Origin of the sequence: Novosphingobium fuchskuhlense (genome assembly GCF_001519075.1) — a bacterium.
GTDB lineage: Bacteria > Pseudomonadota > Alphaproteobacteria > Sphingomonadales > Sphingomonadaceae > Novosphingobium > Novosphingobium fuchskuhlense.
The window spans coordinates 1,450,510-1,465,234 of the sequence record NZ_KQ954244.1; the positions used below are offsets into that span (position 1 = coordinate 1,450,510).

Annotated in this window: 18 protein-coding genes; 13 read left to right on the plus strand and 5 right to left on the minus strand. The window is 65.0% G+C overall.

What is annotated here, in order from left to right; all coding sequences use genetic code 11:
* Nucleotides 1-16 precede the first annotated feature (16 nt).
* The 5 genes from acpS to pyrE form a co-directional block, all read right to left on the minus strand.
* Nucleotides 17-433, minus strand: a complete 417-nt coding sequence (acpS, locus tag AQZ52_RS06745) for a holo-ACP synthase (RefSeq protein ID WP_067907605.1) — start codon at nt 431-433, stop codon at nt 17-19.
* A complete protein-coding gene (locus tag AQZ52_RS06750; protein WP_156424802.1) occupies nt 430-705 on the minus strand; it encodes a hypothetical protein in 276 nt (91 codons plus the stop codon). Before AQZ52_RS06750 ends, acpS begins: the two co-directional genes overlap by 4 nt.
* Nucleotides 702-1,457: a pyridoxine 5'-phosphate synthase gene (locus AQZ52_RS06755; protein WP_067907611.1), complete on the minus strand. Its 756-nt coding sequence runs from the start codon at nt 1,455-1,457 to the stop codon at nt 702-704. Before AQZ52_RS06755 ends, AQZ52_RS06750 begins: the two co-directional genes overlap by 4 nt.
* Entirely contained in the window at nt 1,454-2,545 is a 1,092-nt protein-coding gene (locus AQZ52_RS06760; protein ID WP_169793721.1) for a serine hydrolase domain-containing protein, read from the minus strand. The genes AQZ52_RS06755 and AQZ52_RS06760 overlap by 4 nt, the downstream gene beginning before the upstream one ends.
* A gap of 62 nt (nt 2,546-2,607) precedes the next feature.
* A complete protein-coding gene (pyrE, locus tag AQZ52_RS06765) occupies nt 2,608-3,189 on the minus strand; it encodes an orotate phosphoribosyltransferase (RefSeq protein WP_067909599.1) in 582 nt (193 codons plus the stop codon).
* A 293-nt stretch (nt 3,190-3,482) separates the two neighbouring features.
* Between pyrE and coxB the strand changes: the two genes are divergently transcribed.
* The 13 genes from coxB to moaA all read left to right on the plus strand — a co-directional run bounded on the left by coxB (nt 3,483) and on the right by moaA (nt 14,724).
* Nucleotides 3,483-4,526 carry a cytochrome c oxidase subunit II gene (gene coxB / locus AQZ52_RS06770; protein ID WP_067907617.1) on the plus strand — a complete coding sequence of 348 codons (1,044 nt, stop codon included), beginning with the start codon at nt 3,483-3,485 and terminating at the stop codon, nt 4,524-4,526.
* Between the two features lie 27 nt (nt 4,527-4,553).
* Nucleotides 4,554-6,239, plus strand: coding sequence for a cytochrome c oxidase subunit I (gene ctaD / locus AQZ52_RS06775; protein WP_067907620.1), 1,686 nt, complete (start codon nt 4,554-4,556; stop codon nt 6,237-6,239).
* Nucleotides 6,240-6,405: 166 nt separating this feature from the next.
* A complete protein-coding gene (locus AQZ52_RS06780; RefSeq protein ID WP_067907622.1) occupies nt 6,406-7,329 on the plus strand; it encodes a heme o synthase in 924 nt (307 codons plus the stop codon).
* Nucleotides 7,326-7,529, plus strand: a complete 204-nt coding sequence (locus AQZ52_RS06785; protein ID WP_067907625.1) for a hypothetical protein — start codon at nt 7,326-7,328, stop codon at nt 7,527-7,529. Before AQZ52_RS06780 ends, AQZ52_RS06785 begins: the two co-directional genes overlap by 4 nt.
* Complete coding sequence (locus AQZ52_RS06790; RefSeq protein WP_067907628.1) at nt 7,529-8,107, plus strand: cytochrome c oxidase assembly protein; 579 nt, start codon at nt 7,529-7,531, stop codon at nt 8,105-8,107. The genes AQZ52_RS06785 and AQZ52_RS06790 overlap by 1 nt, the downstream gene beginning before the upstream one ends.
* A gap of 120 nt (nt 8,108-8,227) precedes the next feature.
* Nucleotides 8,228-9,049, plus strand: coding sequence for a cytochrome c oxidase subunit 3 (locus AQZ52_RS06795; RefSeq protein WP_067907630.1), 822 nt, complete (start codon nt 8,228-8,230; stop codon nt 9,047-9,049).
* Nucleotides 9,050-9,059: 10 nt separating this feature from the next.
* A complete protein-coding gene (locus tag AQZ52_RS06800; RefSeq protein WP_067907633.1) occupies nt 9,060-9,434 on the plus strand; it encodes a DUF983 domain-containing protein in 375 nt (124 codons plus the stop codon).
* Complete coding sequence (locus AQZ52_RS06805; RefSeq protein ID WP_067907635.1) at nt 9,431-10,015, plus strand: SURF1 family protein; 585 nt, start codon at nt 9,431-9,433, stop codon at nt 10,013-10,015. The genes AQZ52_RS06800 and AQZ52_RS06805 overlap by 4 nt, the downstream gene beginning before the upstream one ends.
* 186 nt (nt 10,016-10,201) lie before the next feature.
* Nucleotides 10,202-11,620, plus strand: coding sequence for a threonine synthase (gene thrC, locus AQZ52_RS06810; protein WP_067907638.1), 1,419 nt, complete (start codon nt 10,202-10,204; stop codon nt 11,618-11,620).
* A gap of 31 nt (nt 11,621-11,651) precedes the next feature.
* Nucleotides 11,652-12,515 carry an RsmD family RNA methyltransferase gene (locus tag AQZ52_RS06815; RefSeq protein ID WP_156424803.1) on the plus strand — a complete coding sequence of 288 codons (864 nt, stop codon included), beginning with the start codon at nt 11,652-11,654 and terminating at the stop codon, nt 12,513-12,515.
* 60 nt (nt 12,516-12,575) lie between these two features.
* Nucleotides 12,576-12,950, plus strand: coding sequence for a dihydroneopterin aldolase (locus tag AQZ52_RS06820; protein ID WP_067907643.1), 375 nt, complete (start codon nt 12,576-12,578; stop codon nt 12,948-12,950).
* A gap of 2 nt (nt 12,951-12,952) precedes the next feature.
* On the plus strand, nt 12,953-13,717 hold the full coding sequence (locus AQZ52_RS06825; protein ID WP_067907645.1) for an SDR family oxidoreductase: 765 nt from the start codon (nt 12,953-12,955) through the stop codon (nt 13,715-13,717).
* Nucleotides 13,714-14,724 carry a GTP 3',8-cyclase MoaA gene (gene moaA / locus AQZ52_RS06830; RefSeq protein ID WP_067907648.1) on the plus strand — a complete coding sequence of 337 codons (1,011 nt, stop codon included), beginning with the start codon at nt 13,714-13,716 and terminating at the stop codon, nt 14,722-14,724. The genes AQZ52_RS06825 and moaA overlap by 4 nt, the downstream gene beginning before the upstream one ends.
* Nucleotide 14,725 lies beyond the last annotated feature (1 nt).

The following is a 14,725-nucleotide window of genomic DNA, read 5'->3' on the forward strand; positions in this document are numbered from 1 at the left end:
GTATCGGAAACGTCGTTCAATCGGCACCTGAGGATAGGGGACGCGCTTCGATCACGACGAAGGCCTGCGCCCATGGGTGATCGTCGGTGAGCGTGAGGTGGACCACTGCTTCATGGCCCGAAGGCGTGATCGCGGCAAGCCGCGCGGCGGCGCCGCCGGTGAGCGCAAGGGTGGGGGCGCCGGAGGGCGCATTGACCACGCCGATGTCCTTCATGAACACACCCGCCTTGAAGCCCGTACCGACGGCCTTGGAAAAAGCCTCCTTGGCCGCGAAGCGCTTCGCCAGCGTGCCCGCCTTGGTATAGGGGCGCCGGGCCGCCTTGGCCTGTTCCAGCGGGGTGAACACGCGCTGTTCAAAACGCTCGCCGAAACGGTCGAGCGAAGCCTGAATGCGCTCGATGTTGCAGAGATCGGAGCCCATGCCGATGATCATTGCGGCAGCAACATCTTGATAAGCCAAATAGCGGAAGCGGCGCCGCCGGCTGCGCATCCGAGTGCGAGCTTTGGTTTGAAGCTGAAGGTGGCAAGCGATATCGCCGAGAGCACAAGTCCGGTCGCGATTGGCCAAAACTCGGCAATTGCTTCGCCAAGACTGGGGCCGCTGCGACTCATGCTTATGGTCATCAGGACTGCGAGTGAAATTATCCCGCAGGCAAAAAAAGTTGCCGCCGCAACCGTTGCGCTGAGAACTTTCAGGTAGATCACCGCGCCGCGTCCATCAACTCGCGCATCTTCAGCACCGCCGGGGCGAGCCCGGTAAATATTGCCTCGCCGATCAGGTAGTGGCCGATGTTGAGTTCGGCCAGCTGGGGAATCGCGGCGATGGCGCTCACGTTGTCATAGGTCAGCCCATGCCCCGCATGCGGCTCGATGCCGTTCTTGGCGGCCAGCGCGGCCATATCGGCGATGCGGCGCAGCTCCACTGCACGCGCTTCACCTTCGGCATGGGCATATTCGCCGGTGTGCAGTTCCACCACCGGCGCGCCGAGCTTCATCGCCGCTTCGATCTGGCGCGGCTCGGGGGCGATGAACAGGCTGACGCGGATGCCGGCATCGGCAAGCCGGCTGACGATGGGGGCGAGGCGGTTGTGCTGGCCCGCGGCATCGAGCCCGCCTTCGGTCGTGCGCTCCTCGCGCCGTTCGGGCACGATGCAGGCGGCATGGGGTTTGTGCTTCAAGGCAAAGGCGACCATTTCCTCGGTCGCGGCCATTTCGAAGTTGAGCGGCAGATTGGTCGCGGCCTGGATTCGCGCGATATCCTCGTCGCGGATATGGCGGCGATCTTCGCGGAGGTGCGCGGTTATGCCGTCGCCGCCGACTTCGGCAACGATCTGCGCCGCGCGCACGGGATCGGGATGATCGCCGCCGCGCGCGTTGCGGATCGTGGCAACGTGATCGATGTTGACGCCCAGACGCAAACGGGGGCGCAGATGAGGGGGTGGGCTGCTCTGGGTCATGATGCCTTGCACAGGGTTGCGGCCAGCACGTCATGCGCCAGACCAGCTTGCTGCCACACTTCGCCGAAGCCCTCTTCAGCACCGCCACGGTTCCAGGTCATGATCACCACCATGTCATGCTCGGGCAGAATGATATTGCGCAAGGATACCCCGCCGATGTGGCCACGCCGCTCGACAAGGTGCAGGCCCGCACCTTCGCACCCCTTGATCGCCGCGTCATAGGACCATTGCCCGAGCGCGGTATAGCCGTAGCGTGGCTGGCCGTCCCACATCTGGGCGCGCAGGGCGGAGGGGATCAGCTTGCCGGTCATCAGGGCGCGATCGAATGCGAAAAGATCGTGGGTCGTGCCGTAAAGCGCACCAGCGGGCCCGAAGTTTTCGAGATGGAAGGCGCGCGATTCGGGTTTGCCGCTTTCGAAGCCGGGCACTGTCGTCTTGCGCGTGGGAAACACGCCGACGCTGCGCAGTCCCAGCGGCTTGGCGATGCGCTCCCGGATCAGCTGCGCATAGGTCTTGCCGGTGATCGCCTCAAGCACGGCGCCCATCAAGATGAAGTCGCAGTCGCCATAGCGGAACGCCGCTGGCGGCGGACTGTCCGGTTTTCCGGTTGGTCCTTCGCACCAGGGGACGCCGGTTTCCAGGCTGCCGAGCGGTGCGGAATAGAACGGGTTCCAGCCATCCGTGCCCAGCGGGCCATCATCGGTGCTGCGCAGGCCCGAAACGTGCTGCATGAGCATGCGCGAGGTCAGAATGTCGGCGTGGGGTGCCTTGCTGCGCGGCAGATAGCGTGTGATCGGCTGGTCGAGATCGAGTCGCCCGGCCGCAGCCTCCTGCATCGCCAGCGTTGCCGTGATCTGCTTGCTCACCGAAGCCCAGCGCCAGATCCGGCCGAGGCGGTGGGGTGCGGTGCCCCCCGGCTCTACGGTGCCATAGGCGCGTTCGAAGACGATCCTGTCGCCTTTCGCGATGAGCAGCGTGCCCGCAAAGTCTGCCGCCTGCATGGCAGCCGCAAGGCGCGCCTCGTCAATTGCGAGCGCCGTGGGAGTGGCCTGCGTCTGCGCCGATGCCGCCGGGGCCAAAATCGACACGAACAGCGCGCCCAGAATGCGCAATGGCAAGGCTTTTGCGGTGGCTCTCGTTCGCGCAATCATCAGGCCGCGCGACTTCCGGGTTTGATCGCGGGGGTGGCGGCGAGTTCGGGTGGCAATTCGTCCGGCGCATAGGTCGGGAAATTGAGGCTGACGAGCGGGTAGAACGGCACGCCGAGGTCCACCGTGCCCGCCGAGCGGTCGACCAGCGCTGCCCCGGCGACAACCACGCCGCCCGCCGCCTCGATCGCGGCAATCGCCTCGCGGCTGGAAAGGCCGGTGGTGACGACGTCTTCGACCATCAACACCTTCTCGCCTTCCTTCAACGAGAAACCGCGGCGCAGTTCGAACGTGCCGGTGGGCCGCTCGACGAACATCGCCTCGACGCCAAGCGCACGGCCCATTTCGTGGCCGATGATAACTCCGCCCATCGCGGGCGAGATCACCTTGCCAATCGTCATGCGCAGATCACGCGGCAGTGTGGCGGCAAGCGCGGATGCGAGGCGCGAGGCGCGCATCGGATCCATCAGCACGCGCGCGCATTGAAGATAATGCGCACTGTGGCGACCGGAGGAGAGCAGAAAGTGCCCTTCAAGCAGCGCTTCACTGGCGCGGAATTCGGAAAGAATCTCGTCTTCGAGCATGGTTGTTCCATCGTGGGCGGGCAGCAGGGCCCGCTGGCGTGCGTCAAGGCCCGCGTCCATAGCGAACGCGCGGGCGCGGCGCTACGCCGGACTGCAGGCAATCGCGCCCGATTCCCCTTATTCGCATTGTGCCTTAGAGCTTTAGGGCAAGCCCTATTGCCCCAAAAATATAGTCTCAGGCGCTTGAGGCTTGCGGCGAGCGAGCGTATAGGCCCGTGGAATCAAGGGTATCGGGGTGTGGAGTGACGGGGCAAACGCCCGGCACGGAAGCAAAAAAGCGAGAGCGGTAGATCATGAGTGTTTCCCATGTTGCCCGCGCCGTGACGGGCGCGATCCGGACAATCAGCCTTGCGGCAGCGCTTGCTTTCGCGCCCCAGGCGATGGCGGCCGCCGCAGCTCCGGCTCCGGCCGCTGCTGCAGAACCCGCCGCCGTGGCCGCTCCGGCTCCCGCAGTGGGTGCGCCCGATGCGGCAACTGTCGGCACGGCTCCTGCCGCTGCCGCACCTGCCGACAAGGGTTCCTACGTCCCGATGAAGCCGGTTGCCGGTAAGGGTCAGCCGGTTGCCAAGGGCTGGACGTTCCAGGATCAGTACTCGCCCAACGGCGAGGAAGCGCTGCGCATGCACGACTACATCCTGATGCCGGTGATCACCGTGATCGCGCTGTTCGTGCTCCTGCTCCTTCTGCTGGTCATGGTTCGCTTCCGCCGCGCCGCTAATCCGGTCGCCTCGAAGACGAGCCACAACACCTTCATCGAGATCATCTGGACGGTCATTCCGGTCCTTATCCTCGTCGGCATCGCGGTCCCCTCCATCCGTCTGTTGGCCCACCAGTATGCCCCGGCGCCCAAGGGTGCGCTGACGGTCAAGGCCACCGGTTATCAGTGGTACTGGGGCTACACCTATCCGGACAACGGCGGGTTCGAAGTGATCTCGAACATTCTGCCCGATGCCGAAGCGCTGAAGCGTGGCGAACAGCCGCAGCTGGCGGCCGACAATCGCATGGTTGTTCCCGCCGGTGAGCCGATCCGCCTGCAGACCACCGGTTCGGACGTGATCCACGCCTTCGCGGTGCCCTCGCTCTGGTTCAAGCTCGACGCCGTTCCGGGCCGCATCAACGAGAAGGTGCTCTTCATCAAGGAGCCGGGCGTTTACTACGGCCAGTGCTCCGAACTGTGCGGCGCCCGTCACGGCTACATGCCGATTGTGGTCGAGGCACTGCCCCGGCCCAAGTTCGAAGAGTGGGTGAAGGCCCAGGGTGGCACGGTCGGCGCTCCGACGGCCGGCGCCACCACCACGGCGGCCGCTGCGCCTGCCAAGACCACGCCCGCGGCGTAAAAGATTTCGAAGGACAAGGTTAGAACCATGGCCAGCATTCCAGCCCACGAAGGCTTCGATGCCCATCACGACGATGCGCACGAGCACGACCACAAGCCCGCGTTTTTCCAGCGCTGGTTCATGTCGACCAACCACAAGGACATCGGCACGCTTTACCTGATCTTCGCGATCTTCGCGGGGATCATCGGTGGCGGCGTTTCGGGCATCATGCGCGCCGAACTCGCGCACCCGGGCATCCAGTACCTTGGCTGGTGGACGCACTTCCTCGGCGGCAACGACCAGGACTTCAACGCCACGCTCCACATGTGGAACGTGCTGATCACGGCCCACGGTCTGATCATGGTGTTCTTCATGGTCATGCCCGCCCTGATCGGCGGCTTCGGGAACTGGTTCGTGCCGCTGATGATCGGCGCGCCGGACATGGCCTTCCCGCGCATGAACAACATCTCGTTCTGGCTGACTTTCACGGGCTTCTGCTCGCTGATGATCTCGGCCTTCATGCCCGGTGGTACCGGCATGGGCGCTGGCACCGGCTGGACTGTCTACGCACCGCTCTCGACGACCGGCTCGGTCGGACCGGCGGTCGACTTCGCGATCTTCGCGCTCCACCTTGCGGGCGCAGGCTCCATCCTCGGTGCGATCAACTTCATCACCACCATCTTCAACATGCGCGCGCCGGGCATGACCCTGCACAAGATGCCGCTGTTCGTGTGGTCGATGCTTGTCACCGCGTTCCTGCTGCTGCTCTCGCTGCCGGTTCTGGCCGCCGCGATCACGATGCTGCTCACCGACCGCAACTTCGGCACCACGTTCTTCAACCCGGCCGGCGGCGGTGACCCGATCCTCTATCAGCACCTGTTCTGGTTCTTCGGCCACCCCGAAGTGTACATCATGATCCTGCCGGGCTTCGGCATCATCAGCCAGATCATCTCGACCTTCTCGAAGAAGCCGGTGTTCGGTTATCTCGGCATGGCCTACGCCATGGTCGCGATCGGCGCGGTTGGTTTCATCGTGTGGGCGCACCACATGTACACCACCGGCCTCGACGTTAACACGAAGATGTACTTTACCGCCGCCACAATGGTCATCGCGGTGCCCACTGGCATCAAGATCTTCTCGTGGATCGCGACGATGTGGGGCGGCAGCCTCGAGTTCAAGTCGCCGCTCGTCTGGGCGATCGGCTTCATCTTCCTCTTTACCGTCGGTGGCGTGACCGGTGTCGTGCTGGCCAACGGCGGCATCGATGACAACCTCCAGGACACCTACTACGTCGTGGCGCACTTCCACTACGTTCTGTCGCTGGGCGCGGTCACCTCGCTCTTCGCCGGGTTCTACTACTGGTTCCCGAAGATGAGCGGCCGCATGCACAGCGAGTTCCTCAGCCACCTGCACTTCTGGGTGTTCTTCATCGGCGTGAACCTGATCTTCTTCCCGATGCACTTCCTCGGTGTTCAGGGCATGCCGCGCCGGTATCCGGATTACGCCCCGGCGTTCGAATACTGGAACACGATCGCGACCAATGGCTATATGGTCATGGCTGCCTCGATGGTGATCTTCTTCATCAACATCGCCTACTCGCTGGTCGCCGGCAAGAAGGCGGAAGGTAACTACTGGGGCGAAGGCGCGACCACGCTTGAATGGACGCTGTCGAGCCCGCCGCCGTTCCACCAGTTCGAGACGCTCCCGGTGATCGAGGAAGCGCACGCGCACTGATCGGACCACGGTCTGCACCAACAGAGGGGCTCCGGAGCGATCCGGGGCCCTTTTGTTTTGCGAGCCAGCGCAGCTCCTTTGTCCTCCAACGACACATCGGATAGCCCCAAAGCCCGTTGCCGTTTAGCTTTCCCTGCGCGTCAAGCGCGCCTATAGGCCGCCCATCATGTCCACCGCGAACCCCCAAGCCCTCATCATGCCCGCCGATTGGCGCGACTTCTTCGCGCTGACCAAGCCGGGCGTGATGCGGCTCGTCATCTTCACCGCGGTCTGCGGTATGCTGGCGGCGCCCGGCACGATCCATCCGGTGCTCGCCTTCACCGCGATCCTGTGTATTGCGGTGGGGGCCGGCGGGGCTGCGGCGCTTAACCAGTGGTGGGAAGCCGATCTCGACGCGGTGATGAAGCGCACCGCAAAGCGCCCGATTCCCGACGGCCGCATGGAACGCAGCTCGGCGCGCGACTTCGGTTTCGCGCTTTCGGGCCTTTCAGTGATGACAATGGGCCTTGCCATCAGTTGGTTGGCCGCCGGCATCCTCGCCTTCTCGATCTTCTATTATGCCTACCTCTACACCGTGTGGCTCAAGCCGCGCACGCCGCAGAATATCGTCATCGGTGGCGGCGCGGGCGCGTTTCCGCCGCTGATCGGGTGGATCGCGGTGACGGGCCACATCACGTGGATGCCCGTGCTCCTGTTCCTCATCATCTTCATGTGGACGCCGCCGCACTTCTGGGCACTCGCCCTGTTCGTGCAGATCGACTATTCGAAGGCAGGTATCCCGATGATGCCGGTTGTGGCGGGCGAACGCTCCACCCGGCGGCAGATCTTGGCTTATGCCGCTGTGCTCCTTCCGCTTTCGATGACGCCCTGGTTCATCGGCGGCACCGGCATGATCTATGGCCTGTCCGCGCTCCTGCTCAGCGGGTTGTTCCTGTGGCTGTCGATCAAGGTGGGTTTGCGTACGTCGGCCACCGGCGATGGCATGAAGCCGGAGAAGCGCCTGTTCGCCTATTCGATCTTCTACCTGTTCATCCTCTTCGCGATGCTGGTCGCTGACCGCTTCGCGACAGTCTACGGCATCCAAGCATGACCCAACCGTCCGACATCCGTCCGCTCACCACCGCCGAGACCGATGCGCTGCGCGCCCGCCAGCGCGAGCGCAACAAGGTCATGGGGTTGATCCTGGGGGCGCTCGCGGTTCTGTTTTTCGCGATTTCGATCGTGAAGATCGCGGAAAAGCCTAAGCATGAGGCAGGCGAGGGCGTGGCTACCGCTCCGGTGCACTCCTGATGGCCCTCGCGCTCGACGCGGCCTCCAGGCGAAACCGCAAGGTGGCGCTGATAGCCGCTATCGGTGCCCTCGCCATGCTCGGGCTCGGCTTTGCGTCGGTTCCACTCTATCGCATGTTCTGCCAGGCCACCGGCTTCAACGGCACCACCCAGCGCTCCACCGCTGCGCAGGCGGCAGCGGTGAAGGCTACCGGCCGTCCGATCACGATCCGCTTCGACGGCAATGTGGTGAGGGGTATGCCCTGGCAGTTCCGCCCCGAGCAGGTGACGCAGGACGGGCACATCGGCGAGCGCAAGATCGCGTTCTTCATCGCGAAGAACACCTCGAGCCGCCCCATCGTCGGCCGCGCCATCTTCAACGTGACGCCCGAGCAGACCGGCGCCTACTTCCACAAGATCCAGTGCTTCTGCTTTAACGAGCAGCGCCTTGAACCGGGCGAGGAAGTGCGCATGCCGGTGATTTACTATGTCGATCCGGAGATCCTGAACGATCCCAACGCGAAGGACGTGTCCGAGATCACCCTGTCCTACACCTTCATGGAGGCGGCGGACAGCGTGCAGGCGGCTCCCAAAAACTAGGTGGAAAGCCACTGGACCGCGCCGCAAGGCCTCGATAAAGGCGTTTGCAAACAAGCTGAATCGTGCCTCCAGCGGCACGCTTTATCAAGTCCCAAGCTGACGGGGGTGTAAAAGACGATCATGGCCGGCACCAAGAACCACGACTACCACATTCTGCCGCCTGATATCTGGCCGATCGTCGGCGCGTTTTCGGCGCTGACGATGACCACCGGCGGCGTGCTTTCGATGCACAAGATGGCCGGCGGCTTCCCGGTGCTGATGCTCGGAGTGTTCGGCGTCGCGCTCACCATGTTCTCGTGGTGGGGCAACGTGATCAAGGAAGCGCATGCGGGCGATCACACGCCGGTCGTGCAGCTCCACCAGCGCTACGGCATGATCCTGTTCATCGCCTCGGAAGTGATGTTCTTCGTCGGCTGGTTCTGGGCCTTCTTCGATTTCTCGCTGTTCCCCAACCAGCTGGTTGAGGTGATCGGTGGCAAGTGGCCGCCCAAGGGCATCGAAGCGGTGATGAACCCGTTCGACCTGCCGCTGCTCAACACCCTGATCCTGCTCTGCTCGGGTACGACGCTGACCTGGGCGCACCACGAACTGATCCACGGCAACCGTGAAGGCCTCAAGCAGGGCCTCTGGGCGACCATCGCGCTCGGCCTGCTGTTCAGCTCGATCCAGGCGTATGAGTACATGCACGCGCCGTTCCCCTTCGGCGAGAACACCTATGGCTCGGCGTTCTACATGGCGACCGGCTTCCACGGCTTCCACGTGATCGTCGGCACCATCTTCCTCGCCGTCTGCCAGGCGCGCGTCTACAAGGGCCACTTCACTCCGCGCCAGCACTTCGGCTTCGAAGCGGCTGCATGGTACTGGCACTTCGTCGACGTGGTCTGGTTGTTCCTCTTCGTCGCCATCTATGTGTGGGGCGGCTGGGGCGCGCCGATCGAGTGATCGGTCCCAGGTGACAGACAGCACCGAAACCGGGCAGAAAGGGCAGGGCGGGCTTACCCGCGCTGCCCTTTTCGGTTTGTGCCCCCGCTGCCGCGCGCGGTCGCTGTGGGATGCGCCTGCGGGGTTCGCGCCCGCTTGCCGGGGCTGCGGACTGGCCTTTGCCGATTATGAGCCGCGCGGGCGGGGGCTTTATTTCGTGCTGATCCCGCTGACCTTCCTGCTGATCGCCGGCGCTTCGAAGTTGGACGATCTGGTGCGACCGCCGCTCTGGCTCCTGCTGGGCGGGATCGTGCTGGTGGTTCCCGCCGTGATCATGGGCGCATTGCGGCTGGTGAAGGCGTGGTTGCTGATCGCGCGGCTGCGGGCAGCGGGAGTGGTGCCATGAAGCGTGTTCCGATTGTGCCGACGCTGATCGTGCTGCTGGCGGTGGCTTACATGATCCACCTCGGCTCGTGGCAGCTTGACCGGTTGAAGCAGAAGGAAGCAATGCTAGCGCGGTATCAGGCGGCGGGGTCTGCCACCGATGAAGTTGATTGGCCCCTGGAAGCGCGGAATGAAATCGACCCGCCACGACCAGAAGACTTGATGTATCGGCGTGCGAGACTTGATTGTCGCCGAGTGGTCGACATGACGACTGTGTCTGGGCAAAATAGTCGTGGGGAGCCGGGTATGGCGCACGTTGCGATATGTCGTCTCGCCGATGCTCATCCCGTGCGTGTGGTGCTGGGTTGGTCCCGCAATCCTGCCTCGCCGGTATGGAGCGGCGGAGTGGTGACTGGGCGGATTGCGCCAGGCCCGCGCCTTGTCGCCGATCCCCCGCTCGCTGGCCTCCAGCCCAACGCGAAGCCCGATCCGGCCGACATCCCCAACAACCACCTCGCCTATGCGGTGCAGTGGTTCCTCTTTGCCGGGGTGGCGCTGGTGATTTATGCGCTGGCGCTGCGCAAGCGGATGCGGGCGGATTGACACTACCGTTCGTCATCCCCGCGAAGGCGGGAATCCTGAGCGGACGCAGCGCTACGCGTCGCTGGACACCCGCCTTCGCGGGGATGACCTAGGTGAGGTGGCTCTGACGATGCCTAATTCGCAAGCGGACCGGCACAGGCCCCAAATCCTTGCGCGTCCGGCATCCGCCCGCTAACCGGCAGGCCCATGAAGTACGTCAGCACCCGGGGCCAGGCGCCCTCGCTCGATTTCGAGGGCGTGACCCTCGCCGGCCTCGCGTCCGATGGCGGACTCTATGTGCCCGAGCGCTGGCCGACCTTCTCGAAAGACGAAATCGCCGCGATGGCCGGCCTGCCTTACGCGGAGCTGGCGGCAAAGGTCATGCAGCCCTTCGTGGGCGACTGCATCGCGCCCGAGCGGCTGCTGGAGCTGACGGGCGAGGCCTATGGGCGCTTCGCCCACGCTGCCGTCACCCCGCTGGTGCAACTCGATGAGCGGCAGTGGCTGCTCGAACTGTTCCACGGCCCTACGCTGGCGTTCAAGGATGTCGCGCTGCAACTGCTCGGCCTGCTGTTCGAGGAATTCCTCGGCCGGCGCGACGATCATCTGACGATCTTCGGCGCAACCTCCGGCGATACCGGCTCTGCAGCGATTGACGCGGTGGCGGGCCGGGCCAAGGTCGATATCTTCATGCTCCACCCGCATGGCCGCGTCTCGGATGTGCAGCGCCGGCAGATGACCACGGTGCTCGCGCCCAACGTGCACAACATCGCGATCGACGGCAGCTTCGATGATGCGCAGGCCATGGTGAAGCGCATGTTCAATGACAAGGGCATGAACCAGCGCTTCGGCATCGCAGCGGTCAATTCGATCAACTGGGCGCGGCTCATGGCGCAAGTGGTCTATTACTTCGCCGCCGCGCTGCAGCTGGGCGCGCCCGAGCGCCGCGTGGCCTTTTCGGTGCCGACTGGCAATTTCGGCGATGTGTTTGCAGGCTATGTCGCCGCTCAGATGGGCCTCCCCATCGAGCGGCTGATCGTCGCGACCAACATCAACGACATCCTCCACCGCGCGCTGTCCACCGGCGATTATTCGGCCGGAACGGTGACGCCGACAGCCGCACCCTCGATGGATATCCAGGTTTCCTCGAACTTCGAGCGCCTGCTCTATGATGCGGGCGGGCGCGATGGCGCGGCGATGGCCGCCCAGATGCGCGAGTTCGAGAGCACCAAGGCGCTGCAGCTCACCAATGCACAGCGCGAGGCGGCGGCGAAGCTGTTTACCAGCACGCGCGCCGATGCCGCGGACATGGCCAAGGCCATGCGCTGGGCTTACGAGGCCTGCGGCGAAGTGCTCGATCCGCACACCGCGATCGGCCTCCATGCCGCGCGCGTCGCCGCGGGCCTGCCCGCCGACGTGCCGGTGGTGACGCTGGCCACCGCCCACCCCGCCAAGTTCGGCGATGCGGTTGAACGCGCGACCGGTGTGCGGCCGGCGCTGCCCGCGCGGGTGGGCGACCTGTTCGACCGCGAGGAAGCCTATACGCGCCTGCCGGGCGACTATGACACCGTCGCCGCGTGGATCGCCGAACGCGCCACGCCCAAGAGCGGTCCGAGCGCAGGCTAAGGTGGCCGCTCTCGATCTTCAGGCAAAGCTCATGATCGGGTCGGGCTGGGATCAGTTCGGCCTGATCGACAGCGGCGACGGGCGCAAGCTGGAGCGTTACGGGCCCTACCGCTTCATACGCCCCGAACCTCAGGCGATGTGGGCGCCGCGGGTGACCGTGTGGGACGCGCACGGTGAGTTTGTGCCCGGTTCGGACGAGGATGGCGGCGGGCGCTGGACCTATGCCAAGCCCGTCCCGCGCGAAGGCTGGCCGCTCGATTGGCGCGGGATCGGCTTTACCGCGCAGTGCACCCCCTTCCGCCACCTCGGCTTCTTTCCGGACATGGCGCCGGTGTGGGACTGGATGGGCGAGCAGCTGCAGGGGCGGCTGGATGCCTCCACGCTCAACATGTTCGGCTATACCGGCGTTGGCACCATGGCGCTCTCGCGCTTCGGGCCGGTGACGCACGTCGATGCCTCGAAGAAAGCGGTGGCGCAGGCGCGCGCCAATGCGGCGGTGGCGGGTCTGGAAGATCGGCCGGTGCGCTGGATCGTCGATGATGCGGCCAAGTTCGCCGCCCGCGAAGTGCGGCGGGGCAAGCGTTATGACGGGATCATCCTCGATCCGCCCAAGTTCGGGCGCGGGCCGGATGGCGAAGTCTGGCGGCTGGAAGAGAACCTCCCCGCCCTGATCGCCGATTGCGCGCGGCTGCTGGATGGCGAAAGCCGGTTCCTGTTCCTCACGGTCTATGCGGTGCGCATGTCCTCGCTCGCCATCGGCGGGCTGCTGGCCGAAGCGCTGGCGGGGCTGCCGGGCACGGTTGACCACGGCGATCTTGCGATCCGCGAGGACGGCGAGAATGGCCGCGTGCTCCCCACCGCAATCTTCGCGCGCTGGTCCAATACCGGATCATAAGAAAATCTGGGGCTGCACCACACTGGACATGGAGGCGGCGGAGTGCCAGAGGCGCGGCCCGTGAACGATAGCCTCCTCCTTGAAGTCGCCAACATCGAAACCGATGTGCTCACCGGGATCTATTCCGAGGAGACCGGCCGCCCGCAGCCATTGCGCATCTCGATCACGGCGGCTCTGAAGCCCCAGGATCAGTACACGCCCGATTGCCCGCTGACGGCGAGCAAGAACTACATGGACCTCAAGCACGCGGCGACCGAAGGCCTGCCCAAGGGTGTGCATTTCCAGCTGATCGAATCGGTGGCAGACCATATCTGCGAGACGCTGTTACTGCAGGACAGCCGGGTCACGGGGGTCACGGTGAAGATCGTCAAACTGGCGATCAGTGAGCGCGGCGAGGAAATCGGCATGACGCTTACCCGGTATCGGCGCGACTGAGCATGGCGGATGCGTTGCGCCCGCTTGCCCTGGTCACTGGCGGCTGGCGGCGCATCGGCGCGGCAATTGCCCGCACGCTCGCGCTGGCCGGTTACGACCTTGTGCTCCATGCGCACAGCGAATCGAAGTTCGCGCCTGAATTTGCGGTCGAACTGAACGGGTTCGGGGCCGCGGTTCATCCCCTTGCGGCGGACCTTGCCGACGCTCAAGCCGTCACGCGCCTGCCTGCCGAGGCAATGGCGCTCGCCGGCCGTGCGCCCACGCTACTGGTCAATTGCGCCGCGCTGTTCCGCGAGGATTCGGCGGCAACAGTGACCGCTGCGATGCTGGACGAACATCTGGCGGTGAACCTCACCGCGCCGGTCCTGCTCACCCGGGCGCTGGCTGAGCTCGCGGATGGCGATGCGGCGGTGATCCATATCCTTGACCAGCGCGTGCTCAATCCCGTGCCCGATCAGCTGAGCTACACGCTGTCCAAGCAAGCGCTCCATGCGGCGGTCCGCACGCTGGCGCGCAGCCTTTCGCCGCGCGTTCGGGTCAATGCCGTGGCGCCGGGGCTGACCCTGCCGACGCCGGACTATACCGAGGAGCAATGGCTGCGCCTCACTGCGCTGATGCCGCTCGAACGGCTGGCGAGCCCGGCAGACGTCGCCGAGGCCGTGCTGTTCCTCGCGCAGGCGCGCGCGATTACCGGCCAGACTATTTTTGTTGATGGGGGCGCGCACCTTGAATCTTTTGCGCGAGACTTCGTATACCTTGAGACATGAACAGCCCCGTCGCACCCCTGGTTGACCGCTTCGCGCGCCGCATCACCTATCTGCGGCTCTCGCTGACTGACCGCTGCGACTTGCGCTGTTCCTACTGCATGCCCGAGCGCATGACTTTCCTGCCGCGCGCCGAAGTGCTGACGCTGGAAGAGCTCTACGATGTGGCGCTCGCGTTCATCGCGCGAGGCGTGCGCAAGATCCGGCTGACCGGCGGCGAGCCGCTGGTGCGGCGCGACATGATGCAACTGGTGCGCGCGCTGGGCCGCAAGCTCGACGATGGCAGCCTCGACGAACTTACGCTCACCACCAACGGTACGCAGTTGGCCGAATATGCCGACGATCTGGCGGCGGCCGGCGTGAAGCGCATCAACGTCTCGCTCGACACGCGCGACCGGGCAAAGTTTGCCGAGCTCACCCGGCGCGACAGCTTGCCGCAAGTGCTGGAAGGGCTTGCCGCAGCCAAGGCGGCGGGCATCCGGATCAAGCTCAACACTGTGGCGCTCAAGGGCATCAACGAGAGCGAGTTGCCCGATCTCATCGCCTGGGCCCACAGCGAAGGCCATTCGGTCACGTTGATCGAGGTCATGCCGCTGGGCGAGGTTGAGGGTGACCGCTTCGATCACTATTTGCCGCTCGATGCCGTCCGCCGCGATCTGGAAGCACGCTGGACGCTGACCGCCAGCGATGCGCGCACCGGGGGGCCGGCGCGCTATGTCGATATTGCCGAAACCGGCGGACGGCTGGGTTTCATCACCCCGCTGACGGGTAACTTCTGCGAGGGCTGCAATCGCGTCCGCGTCACTGCCACCGGGCAGCTCTTCATGTGCCTCGGCTGCGAGGGCAAGGTGGATCTGCGCGCGGCGCTGCGCTCGGAAAATCCCGAAGCGGCGCTCGCCGATGCCTTCGCCCGCGCGATGGGAGAAAAGCCGGAGCGCCACGGTTTCGTGATCGATCGGCCCGGCGCAGCGCCTGCCCTCGCGCGCCACATGTCGATGACAGGCGGCTGAG